This window comes from Paenibacillus sp. FSL L8-0644 (genome assembly GCF_038008165.1).
Taxonomy (GTDB): domain Bacteria; phylum Bacillota; class Bacilli; order Paenibacillales; family Paenibacillaceae; genus Paenibacillus; species Paenibacillus polymyxa_D.
Window position 1 is genome coordinate 939,008 of record NZ_JBBOYN010000001.1, and the last position, 23,759, is coordinate 962,766.

Annotated in this window: 9 protein-coding genes and 2 pseudogenes; 7 read left to right on the top strand and 4 right to left on the bottom strand. The window is 36.3% G+C overall.

Going from position 1 to position 23,759, the window contains the following annotated elements:
• Positions 1-42: 42 nt before the first annotated feature.
• Positions 43-276 carry a hypothetical protein gene (locus tag NSS94_RS04280; protein WP_341038731.1) on the top strand — a complete coding sequence of 78 codons (234 nt, stop codon included), beginning with the start codon at positions 43-45 and terminating at the stop codon, positions 274-276.
• 6 nt (positions 277-282) lie between these two features.
• Here the strand turns inward: NSS94_RS04280 and NSS94_RS04285 are convergent, their stop codons facing one another.
• Positions 283-939, bottom strand: a complete 657-nt coding sequence (locus NSS94_RS04285; protein WP_029515749.1) for a DedA family protein — start codon at positions 937-939, stop codon at positions 283-285.
• A gap of 145 nt (positions 940-1,084) precedes the next feature.
• Between NSS94_RS04285 and guaA the strand changes: the two genes are divergently transcribed.
• The gene (guaA, locus tag NSS94_RS04290) at positions 1,085-2,623 is read left to right on the top strand and encodes a glutamine-hydrolyzing GMP synthase (RefSeq protein WP_013308777.1); all 1,539 of its coding nucleotides are present in this window, start codon (positions 1,085-1,087) and stop codon (positions 2,621-2,623) included.
• A gap of 113 nt (positions 2,624-2,736) precedes the next feature.
• Here the strand turns inward: guaA and catA are convergent.
• The 3 genes and pseudogenes from catA to NSS94_RS26190 form a co-directional block, all read right to left on the bottom strand.
• Positions 2,737-3,332: pseudogene (gene catA, locus NSS94_RS04295) on the bottom strand (type A chloramphenicol O-acetyltransferase).
• 1,088 nt (positions 3,333-4,420) lie between these two features.
• The gene (locus tag NSS94_RS04300) at positions 4,421-4,900 is read right to left on the bottom strand and encodes a transposase (protein WP_341038732.1); all 480 of its coding nucleotides are present in this window, start codon (positions 4,898-4,900) and stop codon (positions 4,421-4,423) included.
• 2 nt (positions 4,901-4,902) lie between these two features.
• A pseudogene (locus NSS94_RS26190) lies at positions 4,903-4,989 on the bottom strand (hypothetical protein); the annotation flags it as partial.
• Positions 4,990-5,477: 488 nt separating this feature from the next.
• Between NSS94_RS26190 and NSS94_RS04305 the strand changes: the two are divergent.
• The 5 genes from NSS94_RS04305 to NSS94_RS04325 are packed head-to-tail and all read left to right on the top strand — an operon-like array spanning position 5,478 to position 23,747.
• Positions 5,478-6,119 carry a hypothetical protein gene (locus tag NSS94_RS04305; protein WP_341038733.1) on the top strand — a complete coding sequence of 214 codons (642 nt, stop codon included), beginning with the start codon at positions 5,478-5,480 and terminating at the stop codon, positions 6,117-6,119.
• Between the two features lie 40 nt (positions 6,120-6,159).
• The gene (locus tag NSS94_RS04310; RefSeq protein WP_341038734.1) at positions 6,160-10,668 is read left to right on the top strand and encodes an amino acid adenylation domain-containing protein; all 4,509 of its coding nucleotides are present in this window, start codon (positions 6,160-6,162) and stop codon (positions 10,666-10,668) included.
• Between the two features lie 36 nt (positions 10,669-10,704).
• Entirely contained in the window at positions 10,705-12,225 is a 1,521-nt protein-coding gene (locus NSS94_RS04315; RefSeq protein WP_341038735.1) for a serine hydrolase domain-containing protein, read from the top strand.
• Complete coding sequence (locus tag NSS94_RS04320; protein ID WP_341038736.1) at positions 12,212-16,696, top strand: amino acid adenylation domain-containing protein; 4,485 nt, start codon at positions 12,212-12,214, stop codon at positions 16,694-16,696. Before NSS94_RS04315 ends, NSS94_RS04320 begins: the two co-directional genes overlap by 14 nt.
• A 49-nt stretch (positions 16,697-16,745) precedes the next feature.
• Positions 16,746-23,747, top strand: coding sequence for an amino acid adenylation domain-containing protein (locus NSS94_RS04325; protein WP_341038737.1), 7,002 nt, complete (start codon positions 16,746-16,748; stop codon positions 23,745-23,747).
• The last annotated feature ends 12 nt before the right edge of the window (positions 23,748-23,759 follow it).

The window sequence follows — 23,759 nt, forward strand, 5'->3', positions numbered from 1 at the left end:
CTTATGGATTAAGCGGTAGTTGGCTTGCGGGGTAGGGGCCATTTGTCTGGATACATTATTAATACGGGAGACCCCATTGTATTTACAGGGTCCATTGTTGGGCATGCTGACGGCGTAGAGTCAAGGAATCATCGGAGTTCTATGCTTGGTGCAGGGGTGGCGATTGAAATGATGGAGCCGCGTACGTTGGGTTTGGCTGGAGGTGGGGGGTTTATTGTGATATCTATCGTGATTTTGATGTATTATGCAAGGACTCGTAGCCGCAAGGCAGCATGAGTGTGATTACTTCGTGTCATCCTTGTTGCTGGTTTTCACCGACTTTTCGGATTTGCGTAGCGAGCTAAATAGGAAGCTTCTCCACCGGTAAATAATATACAGCAGGATTATGAACCCAACGACTCCCGCAATTCGCAGTGCATACAGCTCTACCAAATGGAAAATGGCATCCCATTGGGGACCAAACAGCTTGCCGATGCTTAGAAAGAGGATGACCCAGAATAAAGCGCCGCTGTAAGCATATAAGACAAATTTACGGAAAGAAAGAACAATAATTCCGGCAAAATAACCGGTAAAATGCCTGACACCGGGGATGAAATATCCAAGGAAAATAAGCCAGTATCCATATCGTTGAAACCATTTTTGTGTTTTCTGAAGCTTGTCCGGCGATAACAAAACCCATTTACCATATTTCTGAATAAAGGGGAGTCCAGCCCACTTTCCGATAAAGTAGGTAATAGTCATACCGATGGTCGTGCCCAAAAAAGCTAGCAGCATCAGTTTACCGAAATCCAGGGTACCGGCATAGGAGAGATATCCCGCATAAGCCATGGTGGTTTCCCCGGGAAATGGTAAAGCAATAAACTCAAGCAGCAAGCCGAAAAAAAGGACGCCGTAGCCGTATTCTTCGAACAATTGCGCGATCCACTTCAGCACATCCATCGTTTACACTCCTACGAACAGATTGAGTATTTTAGAATCAATTCATTTTAACAATCTTTTCATGCCCACTCAACTCCGGTTGATTTCTTGACGTCTTGTTTTATCGTTGCGTATAATGAAACGAACAATTGAGGGAGGCACGGTAATGAATAAGCCTAATGAAATCGTTGTAGTTCTTGATTTTGGAGGACAATACAACCAGTTAATCGCAAGAAGAATTCGGGATCTCGGCGTATATAGCGAGCTCCTTCCATACAATACGCCTGCGGAGAAGCTGAGAGAGCTGGCGCCAAAAGGGATTGTTTTCTCAGGCGGACCTTCCAGCGTATATACAGACAATGCTCCTCAGGTGGATCGGGCAATTTATGACCTGGGCATTCCTATCTTTGGTATTTGTTATGGCATGCAGCTGATGGCCCACCAACTGGATGGTAAGGTAGAACGTGCGGGCAAGCGTGAGTATGGCAAAGCAGACGTGCAATTCAATCAGGATGCCCGCTTGGCTAAAGGACTGGATTCTCGTCAAACCGTATGGATGAGCCATGGGGATCACGTAACAGATCTGCCAACCGGCTTTACACTGGATGCAGGAACAGAGAGTGCGCCGATTGCCGCGATGAGTAACCTGGAGCGGAATCTGTATGCGGTGCAATTCCATCCAGAGGTACGTCATTCCGTTCAAGGTAACGAGATGATCAGCAACTTCCTATATGAAGTGTGCGGTTGTGAAGGCAACTGGACGATGGAGTCGTTCATTGAAGATCAGATTCGCGAGATTCGTCAACAGGTAGGCGACAAAAAAGTATTGTGTGCTTTAAGTGGTGGCGTGGATTCTTCCGTTGTAGCGATGCTTATTCACAAAGCGATCGGTGACCAACTGACGTGTATGTTCATAGACCATGGATTGCTGCGCAAAGGTGAAGCCGAAAGTGTAATGGAGACGTTCGTTGGTAAATTTGATATGAAAGTTGTCAAAATTGACGCACGTGAGCGCTTCTTGTCCAAGCTGGCAGGAGTCGATGATCCGGAACAAAAACGTAAAATCATCGGTAACGAGTTTATCTATGTGTTCGAGGAAGAATCTTCTCAATTCGACGATTTTACTTTCCTGGCACAAGGTACGCTGTATACGGATATTGTAGAGAGCGGAACTGCAACGGCACAGACCATTAAATCCCATCATAATGTGGGTGGTTTGCCGGAGAACATGAAGTTCAAGCTAATCGAGCCGTTGAATGCCCTGTTCAAGGACGAAGTGCGTAAAGTCGGCGAAGAATGCGGACTGCCAGCTGAGATTGTATGGCGTCAACCATTCCCAGGTCCGGGTCTTGCCATTCGTGTGCTGGGTGAAGTGACAGAGGACAAGCTAACCATTGTTCGTGAATCGGATTACATTTTGCGCGAGGAGATTGCTAAAGCCGGTCTGGACCGGGAAATCTGGCAATACTTCACCGCTTTGCCGAATATGAAGAGTGTTGGCGTTATGGGCGATGCTCGTACGTATTCTTACACTGTAGGTATTCGTGCAGTAACCTCCATCGACGGTATGACTGCTGACTGGGCACGTATTCCTTGGGATGTGCTGGAGAAAATCTCCGTTCGTATCGTAAACGAAGTGGATAACGTGAATCGTATCGTGTACGATATCACTTCCAAACCACCAGCAACGATTGAGTGGGAATAAAGTTATACATTCCTCTTAACTAATGGAATGCCTAAAATACTCTCTTTTATCTGCGTAGTTGAGATAAAAGAGAGCATTTATTTTACCCCACCCACAGTAACGAGGCAGCATACTTAGGTATACATCCATTCACTATAATTATCCGCTAATTCTTGTAAGGTATTAATGAATCTCCCCACATGAAACCCGTCACATACGGCGTGATGTACTTGTATTGCCAAAGGCATTAAAACTTTATTATCGTGTTCAATAAATTTACCAATCGTGAAGATTGGAGGTAGATAACCACCATCGGTATATACATTAAGATTAAACTTGTAAAACTCGTCCAAGGTAAACTGGATATATTAAATAAATTTTGTGGTTCATTGGGCTTAGGCATTAAAACAGTTGAGCTTGAGTAGCTTGCAATATCGCCAGTACATGTATCATAAAAATTGCAGAAAGACGGATTATACTTAGTCCATATGCTTGCAAATGTCTCTTTCTCTTTGTTAAAGATTGTGTAACCTGGATTCAATTGATCCCAATAACCTAAACGTCCTTCACTATCTGTATTCATCCGAAACTCTTGATACTGATTCACAACACTTGCTAGCATGTAAATCAATACCGGATACATTGTTTTGTTCAACTTTTTTATTTCGCTTCGTAAACATGTAATGTCTATATTCGTTGTTAAACTATAGGTGCAACGTAAACTCTGCATATAGTGCGTATAATATTCTTTTCATTTCCAATTTTCCATATCTACTAGGTTAAGAACCATTATTTTATCTCCTTAAAGTATTATGATGTGGAATCAAATATATTTATATTATTACGACGATTTGTTCTTTTTTCAATGTTGTTGTAACATATGGTTACACACCTTTCTTTTTGGTTATGGTTGGTCGTACTTCCATAATACCAGACAAGCAAGGTGTTTTTTTTGTAAAAATTAGTAAAAAAAGGTGAACTTATCTTACAAAATCAAGAGTTTAGGCTAATAATCTAGGTGCGAAAGTTGGGTAACTTATGTCAAATTTCAGCAGAAGTAGTACTGCATTTGCGTGTTGATTGACCTATTCAATTGAGAAATCATTGTACATAGTGCAGGTCCTAACAAGGATGTGGATCTGATCTGATTTCCCCATGCCTTCGCTGCCGTATAAGGCGCCTTAAGAGATGTCCAGTGGTTTCACACAGACCATGAAAGCAAATTTAAGAACTTAAACCATGGACGAGCTGTTTGAGACTTTCAAGATTTGTGGATCTTTGAGTATGAAGGGGAGGTATAAAGCGGTAACTCTCATTTTGCCTTTTATTCGTCATACTTCATGATCAGGTTTAGTGTAAGGGAGAAGTCTGTCTTTATTGCACGTTATTTCCCCAATTTTTAAAAGGCAGTGATGGAAGTTCACGATCTCTTCTTCCCAGCTCCGCATCGTCTTCAAAGCGCTTCACACGGCTTCATGAGGAATATCTTCCCCTTGCTGACACCAACGAGTAAAACCAAGCTGGGCTACATCAAAATTCGGCGAATAGTCATATCAACGGGTGAAGGATTCTTTCCATTCCCCTACCTCGCGCAGCAGCGGAGAGAAGGCCAGCAAGTGATCTAACTGAGCGCGGCTCTTGGCCGGTAACGATTCTACCGGTGGATTTACTAGTCGGTGATGACTTTTTAAATCCCTTTGGCCCGAGGAGAAAGAGTAGACTGAATGGATTTCCGAACAGCTTGGACACTCTCAATGTCATACCCGTGAACGTGGAAACGGTCACGATTCGAATGGCCCTTGGAAAACACTCGTTGATCTAGGTGTGATAGGTTTGAGCCAGATCCATGATGGCAGCCTTGGGATTCAGGCTTAAGAATTCTGGATGCTGCTCGGCATACGCGCGTAGCGCGTCCAGTTTTCGTCCCGAAAGCAGGACTAACATGGTTTCACCTCGAAGATCGTGAATATCGGTGTTGTACATATGCCCCTTTTTAATCGCAAAGTCGTCGATACAAAGCACTAGCCCGGCCTGATCCTTTGCTTGTTTCCATGCTAGCTGAAGTAGACGTTCGTTTTCTGCAGGAAGAGCTTTCTGATACATGCGCTGAACCATACTAGCTGGAGCTTCTTGCACTCTCGCACTGTGTGCTACTGTGGAACCGAGTGTCTGATGTACGGTCTGTGAGCCGAAAGACGGCTGTATCGTTCTTTCGCCCTCACCCATGCATACGACCAAACAAAACCGATATTGCACCGCGAGCAGGCCAAACGCAGCGAGGGAATGTGCAAAAAACACTTTTTTCCAAAGATACTGACATGACGAATTTTTCGCGGCGTGTTACGGCCGTCTCGCTTTACCGCATCTTTGGAGTGGTAGAGGGGCAAACCTGTTTGTAGGCTACCGATTTGGCTTCCAAATGTACTTCTGATTTATGGATGAAGAGAACACTATGAAATTGTAGTTCTGGTAATTCGAGCAGCTCATTAATATACTGAAGTGGCATCTATCATATCCTTTTTGTTGTTGAGGTAGGACTTACAACAATATAGGATTTACAGATGTTTTCCTATTTCTACCTCGTTTTTCCTCTGTTTTAATTTTCAATCGCTAATTTTGGTTTTGAGCCTTTTAAAATCCTCTGAAATTATGCGGGATAATGGATACGCATTGGTGGGGGAGGGGGGCGAAGCGTGAGTTAATCTCCAAAAGTATGTTGAATATTTCACGTAATATTCACAATTGTATGGGATAATATTGGATAAATGATTTATAATTTCAGTTATAGAAATATTTCTCCACAAACTTGTATCTAGTGATGTGAATTATAAATATAAAGAAAGGGTGATTTAAAATGAATGAGATATATTTGGATATGGATGCAGAGCTAGAAGATTTCGTTGAGGTTAACAATTACTCTAATGTATTAGAATCTTACTTTCAGAGCGAGAAAATTAATAGAATACATATTTTTGCATTGGGTCCTGAAGGTACAAATATTTATGAAGCAGCAAAGCTGTGGACAGAAGAGAAAAAAATAAGTCATAAAAGTGAATTTATCTTATGTGAAACTCCGAAGGAAGCAATATTAAAAGCAAAAAAAATTCAGGAACCTAATTCTTTTCCAGTATTTGTATTATGTGCCGTGTACAATCGATTAAGTGAATTGTATTTTTCGAATAGTGACTGTTATTTTTTTATGGATCATTTATACATGAAATTGGATGAAATGCAGCTAGCAACCAAAGAATTAACTCAAAAAGAATCGTATACGGTTTCATCCCACGCTTCACCTTCTACATTACTTAACAAAGTACCCAATGTTACAATCGTAAATTCCAATTCAAATGCGTATGCTGCAATATCATGTAGGAATCAAGAAGTAGATCTCTGCATTACAACCGAAAAGGCCAGAAAAGCCAATGATCTTATTAGTGTACATAAATTCGGATCGCCATGGATGCTGTTTACATTTGGGACTACTTCGCATGGGATCGATTTACTTCAATCATTTTAAAATGCACTAAACAACTTATTAGTAACAGGAAGGAGTAATTATGTATAAGACACAAGAAACCTTGTACCCCTTAACTCATTCTCAAAAAAGAATATGGTATATGGAGCAAATTAATTACAATTCTCATCTTCATAATATTGGTGGATGCTTAAAAATTAATGGTTCTATAAATGTCGATTTATTACAACAGGCTATTAATATCACCATAGGTAGAAATGAAGGGTTGAGACTAAGGTTTTCCTGTGACAATGATGGACAAATTATGCAATATGTACAGGAAATAGAATATATATTGATGGATTTTCTAGACTTTAGCAAATTCATGAATCCTGTAGATGAACATACGCAATGGGTAAAACAAATTTTTTCGCGGAAATTCGATCTAGATCATTCACAACTGTACTATTTTTCAATATACAAAATTAATGATTTTGAATATGGTGTTCTGCTGAAAATCCATCATATGATATGCGATGGTTGGTCCATTGGATTAATTCAAAAACAAGTTTGTGATATCTACAGCGAATTGATAAATAATAACGGTAAACAATACCAGGAAGCCCCCTCATTTATTGAATACATAAAAAAAGAAGATGACTATTTAAAATCCGATAAATTCACTAAACATAAATCGTTCTGGAAGGGAGAATTCACTACTCTTGATGAATCTATGCTTTATAAAACTTTCGAATCTGTTGATGGACTTAGGGAAAGTATCCAATTAGATGAATTTATAAGAGATAGCATTCAGAGATTCCAAAGCATAAATGGTTTTTCGTTAAATACTTTGTTTCTGGCAATATCTTTTATTTACACGTATAAACTATCAGGTGAGAATAGTATTACTATGGGTATTCCCGTTTTTAATCGAAGTGGCAGGCACGAAAAGCATATGGTTGGTATGTTTACTAGCACTATGCCGTTTAGGTTAAAATTAGATGCTGACTTATCTATTATGGAATTTATCAACTTAATTAATAGAAAGCTGAAAACATCTTTTGTGCATCAAAAGTATCCTTATGATTTATTAATCAAAGATTTAGAATTAGGGAAATTGGGATATGATTCTTTATTCCGTATGAGTGTCAATTACTATAATATGGAATACAATAATCGCATTGATAGTTTGGATGTGGAGGTGCAAGAGTACTGTAGCGGACACCAGAGTTACTCATTGCAACTGGTCATCCAAGAATCTGATGAGAAAGGAATAGAATTAAGTATTGATTATAAGAAGAGTGAGTACAGTAGACAAAATATCATAACGATGTTTAATAATATGATGAAAATACTTCAAGATTTACTAGATGATCCAAATCAGAAAATAAAAGAAATCCATTTGTTGAATGAAGAGGAGATTATTTATAAATCTTTAGAATTAAATTCGACAGCGTGTCAGTACCCGAGTGATAAAACTATCGTTCAGTTATTTGAGGAACAGGTTGAACAGACTCCGGATCGGGTTGCCATAATATTAAAAGATAAAAAGATAACCTTTAAGCAATTAAATGAAAAGATTAACCAATTGGCCAATTATCTTATAGATAACGGGGTTAAAAAAGAAGCTATTGTAGGTCTGATGCTAGATCATTCCATAGAGTTAATTGTTGGACTAATGGCGATTTTAAAAGCTGGCGCAACCTATCTCCCTATAGACAGTAGCTATCCAGACAATAGAATCAAGTACATATTGGAAGATTCTAATGTCCAGGTGATTTTGACGGATAGTGATTGGAATAAAAAAGTGGCATTTTGCGGAATAGTCATTAATTTAGTAGGTCTTAAAGTTGATAATTATTCTAAAGAAAACTTGAATATAACAAATAATGTGAAAAATGCAGTTTATATAATTTACACTTCGGGATCAACGGGTAGACCAAAGGGTGTAATTATAGAACAGAAAGGGTTGGTTAATTATATAAGCTGGGCCCGAAAAATGTATCTAAACTCTCAAGAAGATGTGTTTGCCTTCTATTCATCGATTTCTTTTGACCTTACTGTAACTTCTATTTTTACTCCTTTGGTTTTTGGTGCGGTAATAGCTATTTACAACAGTAAAGAATCGGATTTTATCCTTTATGAAATTTTGAAAGATAATGTAGCAACAGTAGTGAAACTGACTCCTGCACACTTGAGTTTGATTAAAAATTTGGATAACACTAATTCATCTGTAAAGAGATTTATTGTAGGCGGAGAAGATCTGAAAGTAGGATTGGCAAAGGATATCGTCGCCAGCTTTGGCGGAAACATTGAAATTTACAATGAGTACGGTCCTACGGAAACAACAGTGGGCTGCATGATATATAAATATGAAGTTGGCAATGATTTAGGGATCTCAGTACCCATCGGTCATCCGGCAGATAATGTTCAGCTTTATATTTTAGATCATGAGCTTAATCTGGTCCCCGATGGAGTTCCCGGAGAGCTTTATATTTCCGGAGACGGTTTGGCAAGAGGCTATTTGAACAAGGAAATGTTAACCAATGAACGATTTATATCTAACCCATTTATTAAAGAAAGTCGAATGTACAAAACGAATGATTTAGCCAAGTATTTGAGTAATGGTGTAATAGAATATACTGGAAGAAGTGATAAACAAATCAAACAACACGGCTACCGAATAGAGGTCGGAGAAATAGAAAGCTGTTTGATGGAGAATAATTTTGTTGAGGACGCTGTTGTGCTATATCAGGATAGTCAATCTGGAAATAAAATATTGAATGCTTACCTCGTTCCTAGAGAGGAAGTAACAGAAGCAGCAATGAGAGAGTATTTAAAAGCCTTTCTACCTGTTTATATGATTCCTACAAATTTTATTTTTTTAGAAAAGCTCCCGTTAACGCCTAATGGAAAAGTGGACGTAGATAACTTGCATTTGCCCCACAAGGCAAATGACCATAACATGGATTGCTTAAATTCGCATGTCGGTTCACCAGATTATTTAATAATAACTCTTCTGCGACAAGTACTCGGTGACGTCCCAATTAACATCGATCGAAATTTTTATGAAATGGGTGGAGATTCTATTAAGGCTATTCAGCTTGCCTCCAAACTGCAAGACAACGACCTTGATATTAGGGTCAAGGATATTTTGTCTTATGATAGCATTCGTATGATGATGAGGGAGGTACAATCTTTGAATCCTGTCAGAGCCACTACTCCAGAGGAGGAATGTACAGGAGAGATTATGGAAACGCCTATAACAGAATGGTATTTTAATCAGAATTTTTTAGATGAAGATTATTATACTCAGTATTTGTTAATAGAGTATAAGCATGCCTATAGCCATTCAAATCTTGAATCTTCACTCAAAAAGCTGATTATCCATCATGATATGTTGAGGTCAAACTATAACGGCCACCGACTATTTTATAATAATGATTATTTAAATGAGCCCGCGCATATTCAGGAGTACGATATATCGTTGTGTTCTCTTGAGCAGCAGCGAACTGAAATACAGACCGTTCGGATGGAATTAGGAAGAAGCATCAATATTCAGAGTAGTCGATTATTCCACATAGCCAATTTTCACTTGGATGAAAATAGGCAAGCTCTTCTATTTGTTGCACATCACCTAATTGTTGACGGGATATCTTGGAGAATTATAATAGAGGATTTTATGAAGCTTCTAGCTGAAAAAGATGACAGTGATAAGATAGATCTCCCCTATAAAACATCTTCCTACAGTGAGTGGGCGGAATGGCTGTATGAAAATTGCAAAAATGACTTTACTAATGAAGAGCTTTATTGGAAAAGCATACTTGAAAGTATGGACAACAATAATCCCAAAATAACGGATTTCACTGCAGGTGTGGATACCGTAATAACTGGGCGTACCTTAAATTTGTATATAGAAAACGCAGTGATGAAAAATTTAACAATGAAAAGTATTGAGTTTTATAACCTTAAATTTGATGAAATTTTATTGATTGCTTTAATCATAACAATAAGCAAGGTGTTTAACCGGCAAGGTGTTTTTTTAGAACTTGAGAGACACGGTCGTGAAGTTGACTCTGTGATTGATGTATCCCGAACTGTAGGCTGGTTCACAACAATCTATCCTGCCAGTTTCCAAATACCCAATACCTACAGTATGGATATTTTAATTAAGACACTCAAAGAGCAGATAAGAAGTATCCCAAGTCAAGGCTTCAATTATGGATTACTAAAGTATTTGAAAAAACAGTACAAACAATCCTATGAAAAAAATATTCGTTTTAATTACCTAGGTGATTATGAAAGTGTAATTAGACTAGCCGAAGGCAAGATATCTAGTATAGAAAGCGGTTTAGATAGCGCTCCTAACAATGAGCTGACTACATTGATTGATATTAATAGCATGATCATCGGAGAAAGACTGAATATCGCCATAACATACAGTAACAATCGATTTTCAGAAAGGACTATTCAAAACCTTTTAAGTCAATTCGAACAAGAAATTTTTAAAATTAATTCCCATTTGGACACCTTGAATAACAAAATTCTTACCCCTTCAGACTTTGATGCGGCTAATATTTCGCAAGAAGATTTGGATACATTGTACAGCTAATCACTAATCTACTAGGAGTCTGGTGATGAGAAAAGTATGTATAAAAAAATTAGATTGTTGTTAACTGCTCTTATTTTCATCATCGGATTGTTTTATTCCCATATGAACTCTTGTGCTGAAGGAAACACAATTATAAGTCTTCCTACGGAAGATGCCCAAAAGATCGAAGATTTTATTAAATTAGAGATGGAAGATGGTGAGATTCCTGGTCTATCTGTGGCCATAGTGATGGATGAACAAATAGTTTTCCAAAAAGGTTATGGATATGCGAATATTCAGCATAAAACCCCCGTGACTTCGAAAACTTTATTCGAGATTGGCTCGAACAGCAAAGCTTTTACTGCTTTAGGCATAGCCAAACTAGAAGTTGAAGGTCTATTGAAGAGAACAGATAATATTACGACCTATCTCCCCTGGTTAAAGATGTATCATCAGGGGCACGAAGCGAATGTGAAAATTGAAGATTTACTAAATCATACAAGCGGGATACCCTTCCATACCATTGATAAGATACCTGTTTCGAGCAATTTTAACGCATTGGAACAGACTGTTAGGACACTAGAGAATACAGCTCTTGATAGTAAACCGGGCCAAAAATTTCAATACGCGACTATGAATTATGATGTTTTAGGCTTAATCATTGAGAAGGTTTCAGGCCAACCTTTTGAAGAGTACATCATTGATAAGATCCTGTATCCTATGGGACTGAAAAACACCACTTTCTATGCGAGTAATCAGTGGAATGGCGAAATAGCGCAAGGTTATAAGCTCGGTTTCTTAAAGTTGTTGGAGTATAATGCACCCAACTATAGAGGCAATACTCCAGCAGGATATTACATTTCAAATATCGAGGATATGGCTGAGTGGACCAAATTACAAATAGGGGTTCAGGGAAATTCTGAAGTTATGGGATCACTGATAGAGAATTCACACCATAACCCACAACCTATTGCTACCAATAGTAAATGGGCCTATGCGAACGGATGGTATATTTCACGAAATAATAGTGGAGAAATTTCTCATGATGGAAGTAATCCTAATTTCTCATCTTATATTGTTTTCAATAAAAACGGTATTGGTGTAATTGTATTAGGCAATATAAATTCAATGTATATTAGCTCTATTGGACAAGGAATATTTGATCTGCTTCAGGATAAATCTCCTGCGGCTACATCGGATCTGAATAAGGTCGCAGACACTGTTGCAAGCATACTGATAATGATCATAGTCATTATTATTGTGGCATTTGGAGTTGCGTTAGTAAGGATAGGTAGAGATATCCAAATCAAGAGAAGACAACGACAGAAACTCGGTATTCGATTCATAATTAAAATAATAATAATAAGCGTCGTTGTTTTGGCGATTTCAGTGTTCATTTACTTTATCCCTTACTTTTTTTATAACGGGTTGTCTTGGAATTTTGTATTTATTTGGCTTCCACTTAGTATGGAAATAGCTTTATATCTCGTTTATTTGGTAATCTTCATTTTCTTTATAATGCTTATTCTTAAGACGTTGTATAAAAAGAATGGGAGTGAACCATATGGAATTAACTAGAGAGAACACGGAAGAAATAATGGACCTTTCGCCTACTCAAGAAGGGTTATTGTTCCATTATGTCAAGGACAAAGATAGTAAGGATTACTATGAACAGTTATGCATCAGACTTCGTGGAGATGTACGTCTCGAATTGGTGCAAAAATCATGGGATTTACTTATAGCGAAGCACGCTGCACTCAGAACCGTTTTTAAATGGGAGAAGATAAATAAGCCAGTGCAGATTGTATTAAGAAGCCATAAGGTCAAGGTTAATTACTATGATCTCAGTAGTTGTACTGAAGATCAAAAGTTACATTCAAAGAATCGGTTGAAACATAAAGATCTTAATCAAATTGATATCACAGAAGAAACGTTGAAGATTACATTATTAAAGTTAGAATATGAATATTATGAATTAGTTATCAGTAATCATCATATTTTATACGATGGTTGGAGTAATGGGATTATTTTAAGAGATTTTATGCGTATATATAACAGCTTATATAAGGGGGGGACACCCGAAATCTCCGTTTGTAAAAGTAATTTTAAAGACTATATCAAATGGAGCAAGTCAGTAAATTTCCCTGAGCATAAGGAGTATTGGAATAATTATTTGAGTAATATTGAAGTGAATTATGATGTGTTTGACTATCACGGTGATACGCATATAAAGAAAAAACTCGAAAAAAAACTTTCGAAAGAATTGAGCAGGAATCTTCATCATTTGGCTAAACAGAACAATGTTTCATTAGCCTCCATTTTTTATACAGCTTGGGGTGTCCTTCTGCAAAGGCTGAACAACTCCGATGATTCCGTTTTTGGCATGACGGTTTCAGGAAGAACAGTTCCTCTTAGAGATATTGATCATATTGTAGGTCTATTTATAAATACAATTCCGATAAGAATTAAATGTGAAAAAAACCACTTAATTCAGGGGCTGATAAATAAAGTTAACGATGAACTCAAATATAGAGGGGATTACGAGAATACTCCTCTCGTGAAAGTACAAGAATTTTCCGGTGAAGGTAAAAGTAAAAATTCATTTAATTCTTTAGTTGTTATAGAGAACTATCCCCTATCTTTTGACTCGCATGATACTAGCGTCATCAAGCTTGAAGATTACACCTTAGAAGAACAAACCAATTATAACTTAACCTTAACGATTACAGCTTTTGATGATTTGTCGCTTCAAATTTCCTATATAAACGGAATAAGTGACGAGCTTGTTCATAGACTTCCTGACTATCTTGAAAATATATTAGAAGCCTTTGTTAATGCGAAGAAGGGTACCACTGTCGGTGAGATTGAATTTTTGGGACTTGAAGAAAAACAAAAAGTTCTGAATATTTTCAATGATATGCCGATAGCGTTATCTGAAGATCAAACATTGCAGTCACTAATTGAAGATCAAGTATTTCGAACGCCTGATTTGAATGCAGTTGTGTATTGTGGTCAAGCGTTAACTTACCGTGAACTTAATGATAAAGCTAATGCATTGGCACAATGGTTAAGAAACCATGGCGTTAAACCTAATAGTATCGTCGCTATTATCGTAGAGCCCTCCATAGAAATGATAGTGGGAATTTTGGCAATATTAAAGGCAGGGGGAGCATACTGTCCAATAGATCCAAGCTTACCTCAGCAACGAATTCAAGACATGTTGAAGGATTGTGGTGCAGAACTGGTATTAAGTCAAACTTCGCTTATGGAGACGTTTAATTTTAAAGGTACACTTGTTGATTTAAACGAGAGAAGCATCTATGAGCACAAAGTGGACAACCTTGAGAATATAAATTGCTCAGAAGATCTTGCTTATATCATTTATACTTCCGGTACTACTGGTCAACCTAAAGGTGTCATGATTGAACATAGGAGTGCAATTAGTTTTATTCTCGCGGTAAGCAAGATTATTGAATTCGAAACAGCAAAAAGTATATTATCAGTAACTAGTTTATCATTTGATATTTTCTTTTTAGAGAATATTTTACCTTTGACCAAAGGAATGCGGGTTGTCATCTGCGAGAAGAAGGATCAAAACAATGCAGAAAAATTATGTGAATTCATTGCTGACAATAATATAGATTTTCTTCAAACTACACCATCTAGAATGAAGTTATTAATTCATACTCCCGATAGTTTATTCTGTTTAAACCATGTAAAAAAGATATTATTAGGTGGAGAAGCGCTACAAGAAGAACTGACTTTATACTTGAACCAGCTTCCATTCACAAAAGTATACAATATGTATGGACCTACAGAAGCGACTGTTTGGGCATCAGTAAAGGAAATAACATATAAACAAAAAATTACTATTGGAAAACCCTTGTTCAATTCTCAAATGTACATTTTAGACAAAGATCTACATCTGCAACCGATCGGGGTTCCAGGTGAATTGTTTATTTCAGGAACTGGACTTGCAAGAGGTTATATCAATAGAGCAGAGTTGACAAAGGAAAAATTTATTATTCATCCTTTCACTAAAGATGCAAAATTATATCGTACTGGTGATCTTGCTAAATGGACCGAACAAGGAGAGATTGAATATATTGGGAGAACTGATTTTCAAGTTAAAATCAGAGGCCATAGGATAGAAATTGGTGAGATTGAATATAGGCTATTACAACACGTGGAAATTCTAGATGCAGTGGTTTTAGACAAAGAAGATGAGCTTGGTAACAAGTATCTCAATGCATTCATAGTATGTAATCGAGATCTCACAGTGAAAGAGATTCGGAGTTTCTTATCCGATAAATTACCAGAATATATGTTACCTTCTCAATATGTTCAATTGACTGAGATGCCTCTCAACTCCAATGGAAAATTGAATAGAAATGTATTAATTGGACTATCTCCAAACATGAAGAGCGGGAACAATTATGTAGCTCCGACTCATGCAATGGAAGAGAAACTTATGCGAATATGGATGCATTTACTAGAAACAGAACGTGTAGGAATAGAAGATGACTTTTTTATGATGGGTGGAAATTCGTTAACTGCTTTAAGATTAGTTACTTCTATTCATAAAGAATTCGAGGTTAATATTCCTGTGCAAAAAATATTTGAGAACCCAACAATAAAGGGGATCGCCGAATATATCTCCCATCAGTCCATTAGCGGATATGAATCAATTAATAAAGTTAGTAAAAAAATATGGTATGAAACCTCTTCGGCTCAAAAAAGGATGTTTATTCTACAAAAAATGGATGAGCACAAAGTAACTTATAATTTATCTGATGCCCTACTAATAAACGGGAACTTAGATATAGCAAGGCTTGAGCTAGCATTTAAGCAGTTAGTCGAAAGACACGAATCCTTAAGAACTTCCTTTGAGATTGTTGATGATCAGCTGGTACAAAAAATCCATGAGCACATCGAATTCAGTATTATATATTCGGAGCAGCAAGATAGAGATACTAGAAAAGGAATTCAACATTTTAATTTGATGTTTGATTTAGCTCAGGCTCCGCTGTTTAGAGTAGGGTTGGTAAAACTGGGAGTAGAGGAGTATTTATTGCTATTTAATATGCATCATATTATCTCAGATGGTTCTTCAATTGAAATATTAAAGCGTGAACTCGTTGATTTGTATCAAGGTGATAAACTGAAAAAACTAGAAATTCAATACAAAGATTATTCAGAATGGCATAACCGCATTCTTAATTCTGCGGAAATGAAGAGACAAGAAAATTACTGGTTAGCTCAATTCAAAAATTTCATACCTACTCAGGGGTTGAAGGGCGATAAAGATGTTTTAAAAGGTGAGGAATTTGACGGCGCAAGGATCACCATGAATTTGGATCAAGAGCTATTTAATAAGGTTAATGATTTCGCCTACGAAACCAAAAGCACTGTGGTTATGATATTTTTATCTGTTCTTACCATACTCCTCTCTAAATATATGGATGAAGAAGATATTGTAATTGGAACGCCTATAGATGGGAGGATGCATTCGGATACAGAGCATATAATTGGAATGTTTGTAAATACCCTGCCCATGAGAAATCAAGTGCGTAAGAACACAGCATACACTACATTTTTGGCAGATGTAAAAAATAATGCGTTGTCGGCATATCAGAACAAGGATTATCCTTTCGATGATTTAGTGCAAAAACTCGGACTTAAACGAGTTATGGATAGGAATCCACTTTTTAATATTTCCTTCTTTATGCATAACAGTAAAGACGATGAGATTAACATTGAAAATCTTTGTTTTGAAAAGTATACCGATCTAGGTTTTATTTCGAAATTTGATATTACGGTTGGAATTATTGAGCAGGAGAAGTGCTATAAAGTCGAATTTGAATATAGTAAAAATCTATACAACAAAAAAACTATTTCATTAATGATCGAAAGCTTTGTTCTTATTTTAGAGGAAGTGTTAAATAATAAAACTATTAATTTAGATGAAATTAAAATCCCTAGCAGATTTAAGCATGTTAATGCAGATCTGTTGATGATGGATCAGAATGACTTTAATTTTAGTTGCTAATAAAAGGAAAAAGGAATTCAAATAACATTTTTATAAAGGAGAAATAGATTTGAAGAATCCTGCCAGTTGCAGTGAAGAAAAAAAATCATTCAGAGAAAAGAAATATTGGAATAATATATTATCTGGCGAAATTACCAGCGCCGTTCTACCTTATGATTATCTAGAGGAAAGCGGTAATCGCCTTCCATCGAATAACGAATTTATCACATTTCAAATTCCGGAAAAAGAAAGATTGCAGCTTCTAAAAATAAGCAATGGCTCCGATATTAGGCTACACATGATTTTGACCGCAGTATTAATTGTTATGATAAGTAAAATCTTGGATCAAGAGGATATTTTCTTGGGTGTTCCGATTTATAAACAGCAGGAAGTAGATGCAGATTTTATAAATATTTTTTTGCCTCTGAAAACTCACGTTAATAGAGAATCTTCTTTTAAAGAACTTCTCATTGCTGTTAATCAAAATATAAGAGAGGCTGTAGATCATCAAAATTATCCGATAGATCAAATTACCTCTTCATTAGCTCCTTATCCATTTTTTAAAATGCTGCTAATGTTAGATACAATACATGAATTTCAGCACAATGAAAAGTTGAAGATTGATAATATTTTTCTTTTTTCAACAAAAGAGGACAGCTTAAACGGGCGTATATATTACAATCCGAAAATGTATAAAAAAGATAGTATTTTGCTCTTTACTCGGGTTTATATAAGCTTACTTTCCAATATTTTACTCGATCTTAACGTGGAACTGAATAAGATCGAACTGATCACCGAGGAAGAGAAAATAATACTTGAGGATTTTAATAAAACGCAAACACATTATCCTCATAATAAGTCACTTAACGAACTTTTCGAGGAACAGGTGTTAAAGTCCCCTAATAATGTATGCGTTATTTATGAAAATAAAAGTTTAACGTATAAAGAAATCAATGAAAAAGCAGATCAATTGGCAACAACCTTAATAAAGTGTGGTTTGCAGCCTGAAGTTATTGTAGGAATACTGTTGGATAGATCTCTGGAAATGATTATTGGAATATTGGCCGTATTAAAAGCCGGGGGAGCATATCTACCAATTGATCCGGAGTACCCTAATGATAGAATAGAGCACATGCTTCAAGATAGTAAAGTAAATATTGTATTAATTAAACGAGATTATAGAGAAAAGCTTGCAGAGAATATTCAAGTAATTGATTTAGCTTCAGAGTATGTCTATTCTAACCAAATGGAATTTAATAGAATTCATGTTTCTGCCAAGAGTTTAGCTTATGTAATATATACTTCGGGTAGCACAGGAAAACCAAAGGGTGTGGCTATAGAACACCGATCCATTGTGAACACCATTAGTTGGAGAATCAAGTATTATAAATTCACCGAAATGGATACTGTTCTACAAATCCCTTCTTTTTCATTTGATAGTTCGGTTGAAGACATTTTTACACCACTATTATCAGGTGGGAAATTGGTTTTAATTCCGCAAGAAAAACGGTTGGATTTAAATTATTTGAGACAGACTATTTTTATACATTCCATTAATCATTTGCTTATTGTTCCAAGTTTTTACACGAAATTGTTGGAGGACAACTGGGCTTCACTGAAAAGTCTTAAGTCAGTAACCCTTGCCGGAGAAAATATTACAAAACGCCTAATCAATGAGCACTACAAAAAGTTAAATCAAACCACTCTTTATAATGAATATGGTCCCACAGAGAATAGTGTGTGTTCGAGCGTGTATCGAATTGATAAGGATGATCAGAAAGTATATATCGGTAAACCAATCGATAACGTCCAAATGTATGTACTAAATAATTGCCATCAATTGCAGCCTATCGGATTGACAGGTGAAATTTATTTATCGGGTTGTGGATTGTCTAGAGGTTATTTGAATAACGTTGCACTCACAGAAGAAAGATTTATTCCTAACCCTTACCTGCCAGATAATAAAATGTATAAAACTGGAGATATCGGCAAATGGTCGTACGGTGGAAATATGGAGTTTCTTGGACGAATAGATAACCAGATAAAAATTAGAGGCATCCGAATCGAGCTGGAGGAAATCGAAAACCAGTTGTTATTCCATGACAATATCAATGAAGCTGTTGTCCTCGGTAAAAAAGATCATAATGAAGCCCATTATCTGGTTGCTTATTTGGTTGTGAACCAAACGCTATCCACTAATGAAGTGAAAGAATTCCTTTCAAAAACATTACCGGATTATATGGTTCCTTCTTACTTTGTAGAAATAAAAGAAATACCCAAAACACCTAACGGGAAAATTGATAATAAATCCTTGTTGGAAATTCTAATAAATATAAAAAAAGAAAATATTTACGAAGATGCAAATACTGATACTGAAAAGAAGATTGTGATTATATGGGAGAAATTATTGAATCAACATGAAATCGGAATTAATGATAATTTTTTCGAACTGGGAGGACACTCTCTAGCGGCTACAGTATTAATAAGTAAACTTCATCAGACATTTAATGTGGAGGTGCCTTTAAAGAAGCTATTCACCTGTCCTACCATCAAAGAAATAGCTGAATATATCGATATTAGCAATAAAGTGATTTACCTGAAAATTGAAGAAATGGAAGAAAAGGAGTTCTACGAAACTTCTTCAGCGCAGAAAAGAATGTATATGATTCAACAGTTCGACCAAAACTTAACGGCATATAATATGCCTGGAGCTATAGAGGTTCAGGGGGACATTCACTTAGAAGAAATAGAAATCGTGTTTAAGCAATTGATTCAGCGCCATGATGCACTTAGAACGTCCTTTGAATATATAAATAACAAAGTGGTACAGAAAATACATCGCGGAAATAAGTTTAAGTTGGAAATTATGGAAAGTTCAGATGCCGATATCGAAAAGATTATGAAAGATTTTGTTAAGCCTTTTAATTTACATTCTACACCGTTGTACCGAATCGCATGGGTAACTACTCCGAATAAGCATTATTTATTGATGGACATGCATCATATTATTGGTGACGGTATCTCTATTAGGATTCTGATTAAAGAGTTTATGGAACTATATAACGGTCTTACGCTGGAACCTCTGGTTATACAGTATAAGGATTTTGCGGAATGGGAAAATAAAAATCTGTCCTCAGATACTGTTAGTCAAGAGGAAGAATATTGGTTGAATACTTTACAGGGTGATATTCCGCTTTTACAGTTACCTTATGATTTCGAAAGGCCAGTAGTTCAAAGCTTTGAAGGTAGTAGTATAAGCTTCTGTAGTGCACAATCTATGACAGAGCAGCTGAAGGAAATATGCAAGCACAGACAATGTACGCTCCAAATGATACTACTAGCTGTGTATGAAGTTTTGCTGTCTAAATATAGTGGACAATATGAACTGATTGTAGGGGTGCCTGTTTCGGGAAGGCAGCATGCAGATCTCCAAAATCTAATGGGGTTGTTTGTAAATACACTGGCAGTGAAATTGAATATTGATCCAAATAAAAGTTTCCTTGATTTGCTAAGTAAAGTGAAGGAAAACTCCTTAAATGCTTACGCTAATCAAAACTATCAACTTGAGAAATTGATTACAAAACTAAATATTAAAAGAGACGTCAGTAGAAACCCTTTATTTGACGTAGTATTTAATATGAACAACATAGATAAGGGTCTTAAGTTGGAATCGGAGAGAATTAAATTAGAACTGTTAGCTGGCAGAAATGAAATCTCTAAATTTGATTTATCTTTAAATGTAGAGGAGAAGCCGGATACACTGGAGTTTAAACTAGAATATTGCACAAAATTGTTTAAGAAAGAAACGATTGAAAGAATGGCACAACATTATATACAGTTGTTGGAGCTTGTATGCCGCAATCAAGAAGTTCGTATTTCTGATTTAAATATGATTACAAATGAAGAGAAAAATCATATTTTGGTTAACTTAAACAGAACTTTCGTACCCTATCCCAAAGACATGACCGTGCAGGCGGTATTCGAAGCAGCAGCAGCATCGAATCCTTATAAAATCGCAGTAGAGTTTGAAAACGAAAGTATATCTTATAGAGAACTTAATGAATCAGCCAACAGATTAGCTCGAGTTCTAAAGAAAAACGGTGTTTCCGAAAAAGTAATCGTTGGCATCATGATGGATAAATCCATAACTATGATTGTTGGAATGCTCGCTGTGCTAAAAGCAGGAGGAGCTTACTTTTCACTCGATCAGAACTATCCTAAGAATCGATTGGATTATATGGTGAAAGAATCCAGGTGCAGTCTCATTTTGACATCGAGGACAGTTGACAGGACTGATTTTAAATGTGACATCATAAATGTTTCAGAATTGGACTTGACAATGGAAGATTCAGATAATATGCCCTTGACTAGCGATTCTTCTAGTTTGGCATTTATCATGTTTACATCCGGTAGCACAGGTAATCCCAAAGGAATAATGGGAGAGCATAAGAATATCGTGAGTTTGGTTAAAGGTAGTAATTATTTAGATTTTATTTCTTCGGATAAGATACTTCAAACCTGCGCAATCGCTTTTGACGGCTCAATATTTGAAATCTGGGGTGCTTTGCTTAATGGTTTAACCTTATGTTTAGCAGATAATGAGACGATCATGACAGCAGAAAAATTAGTGAAGTTGATCAGGGAAAAGAAAATTACAATCATTGCAATTACGACGTCTTTATTTAATAACCTAGTGCAAGAAATTGCTGATATTTTTAAGGGCCTACGATACGTCATTGTAGGTGGAGAAGTTTTAACTCCAAAGCATGTAAATTTAGCTAGAAAAAATTGCGGTCAACTAAAAATTATTAATGCTTATGGACCCTCTGAAAATACAACTCATTCTACAGCATTTTACATTGACCGTGATTATAACAGTAATATCCCAATTGGAAAGCCTATTAATAATTCACAGGTGTATATTTTAGGGAGATATGGTGAAGTTCAACCGATAGGAGTCATTGGAGAGATATATGTAGGAGGTGAAGGGGTTACAAGAGGATATTTAAACAGACCTGAGCTAACATTTGAGAAATACCTTGATAATCCATTCATAAAGGGTGAACGCATATATAAAACTGGTGATTTGGGCAGATGGTTAGACAGCGGTAATATAGAGTTCATGGGAAGAAGTGACAATCAGGTAAAAATTAGAGGACATAGAATAGAGGTTGAGGAAATTGAAAACCATTTTTTGCTCAATAAATCCATAAGAGATGTTGCAGTAGTTGATATAACCAACAAAAAAGGTGATAAGTGTTTAAGCGCATTTGTAACATCTGAGGCGAAATTAAATATGGAGACTGTCAGAGCCGAGTTAGCTCATCAACTGCCAGCTTATATGGTACCGGATTATATCATGCAACTTGATAAATTGCCTTTAACACCAAATAGGAAAATTGATAAACAAGCATTAAAAAATATCAAACCAACATCTACTCATTTAAATCGTATACCTGAACAAGCAAGAAACAATATAGAGCAGAGACTTATTGAAATTTGGGAAGAAATATTGGAAGTGAAAGGTATAGGTATTAGGGATAATTTTTTTGAATGTGGTGGTAACTCTATGAAATCCATAGATTTGATAAATTGGATTAAAAAAGAATTCAAACACACCCTAAATCTACAACAAATTTTCCAAACACCTACGATTAAAGATCTAGCACTTATCCTGACAAAAGCAAAAAATCATCATTTTGTTCCCATAGCTAAGGTACCTGAAAGAGAGTACTACCCTATGACCTCCGTGCAAAAAAGAATTTACATATTAAATGAAACTACTGACACGGGAACAGGCTATAATTTGCCTGCTGGTGTAACCATTCAAGGCCTCATTGATCTTTCAAAGTTCAGTAAAGCAATAAATCAACTAATTCAGAGGCATGAGAGCCTACGTACCTCATTCAAATTAGTAAATGGTGAACCGGTACAAATAATTCAGCAAGAAATCGAATTCAAATTGCAGGTTATTGAAACTAATGTAGATGATATTGATAAGCAAATTGAGGCGTTTATACAGCCCTTTGATTTGGCAGCACCATCATTGTTGAGAGTTGTTTTATTACGAATAAGTGAAGACTCATATATTATGTTGCTAGATCTGCATCATATTATCGCAGATGCTATATCAATGAAAATTTTAATAAAGGAATTTACAAGCTTATATTCGGAAATCGGACTTCCAGAGGTGAGCATTCAATATAAGGATTTTACGAAGTGGCAAAACGATTATTTGACATCAGACTATCAGAAAGTTTTGGAGGGGTACTGGGTAACCAAGCTCTCGGGGGGAATTACGCAAATTGGTCTTAAGACTGACTATCCGCGTCCGAAAATAAGAAGCTTTGAAGGAGACACCATTCAATTTGGATTTCCGGAAACAGTGAGGGTTCACGTTCATGAACTTTCGTTAGCAACGGGAGCAACTCAATTTATGATTTTTTTAGCTCTGTATTATGTGTTGCTGTATAAATATACAGGGGATGAGAATATCAATATTGGCGTACCAATTTCAGGGAGAAATCATAGAGATTTAAAAGATACGGTTGGAATGTTTGTTAATACGCTCGTCATGAGGAATCAAATTGATTATAAAATCAAGTTCATAGATTTTTTGCATCAAGTTAAGAACAACTCATTAGAAGCCTATGAGAATCAGGATTATCAGTATGAAGATCTGGTTAACAGGCTATATTTACATCAAGACAGTAGTCGAAATCCGATGTTTGATGTCATGTTTGCGATGGATAATGAAAGAGATTACAAAATTAAATTAGATCAGTTAGAATTCAAATCCCTTGTATTAAGCAATAAGAATTCTAAAGTGGATATCTCTTTGGGGGTTGTTGACGAAGAAAAAGGTCTGACATTCCATATAGAATATTGTACTGCTCTTTTCAAGAAGCAGACAATTGAAGAAATGGGTAAGCACTTTATTCATATTACTAATGAAGTGCTCAACAATACCGATGTTCAAATTGGTGACATTGACCTGATAAGTGCCATAGGAAGCAACAAAGACAAAAGAGTTAAAAAGAAAGAGAAAATTAAAATTGATTTCAATATCTAAAGGGGGCTTGCA

Coding starts and splice junctions, on each gene's coding strand:
- NSS94_RS04285 (WP_029515749.1), bottom strand. CDS start 939: ATGGATGTGCTGAAGTGGATCGCGCAATTGTTCGAAGAATACGGCTAC.
- NSS94_RS04315 (WP_341038735.1), top strand. CDS start 10,705: ATGTATAAAAAAATTAGATTGTTGTTAACTGCTCTTATTTTCATCATC.
- NSS94_RS04305 (WP_341038733.1), top strand. CDS start 5,478: ATGGATGCAGAGCTAGAAGATTTCGTTGAGGTTAACAATTACTCTAAT.
- NSS94_RS04320 (WP_341038736.1), top strand. CDS start 12,212: ATGGAATTAACTAGAGAGAACACGGAAGAAATAATGGACCTTTCGCCT.
- guaA (WP_013308777.1), top strand. CDS start 1,085: ATGAATAAGCCTAATGAAATCGTTGTAGTTCTTGATTTTGGAGGACAA.
- NSS94_RS04310 (WP_341038734.1), top strand. CDS start 6,160: ATGTATAAGACACAAGAAACCTTGTACCCCTTAACTCATTCTCAAAAA.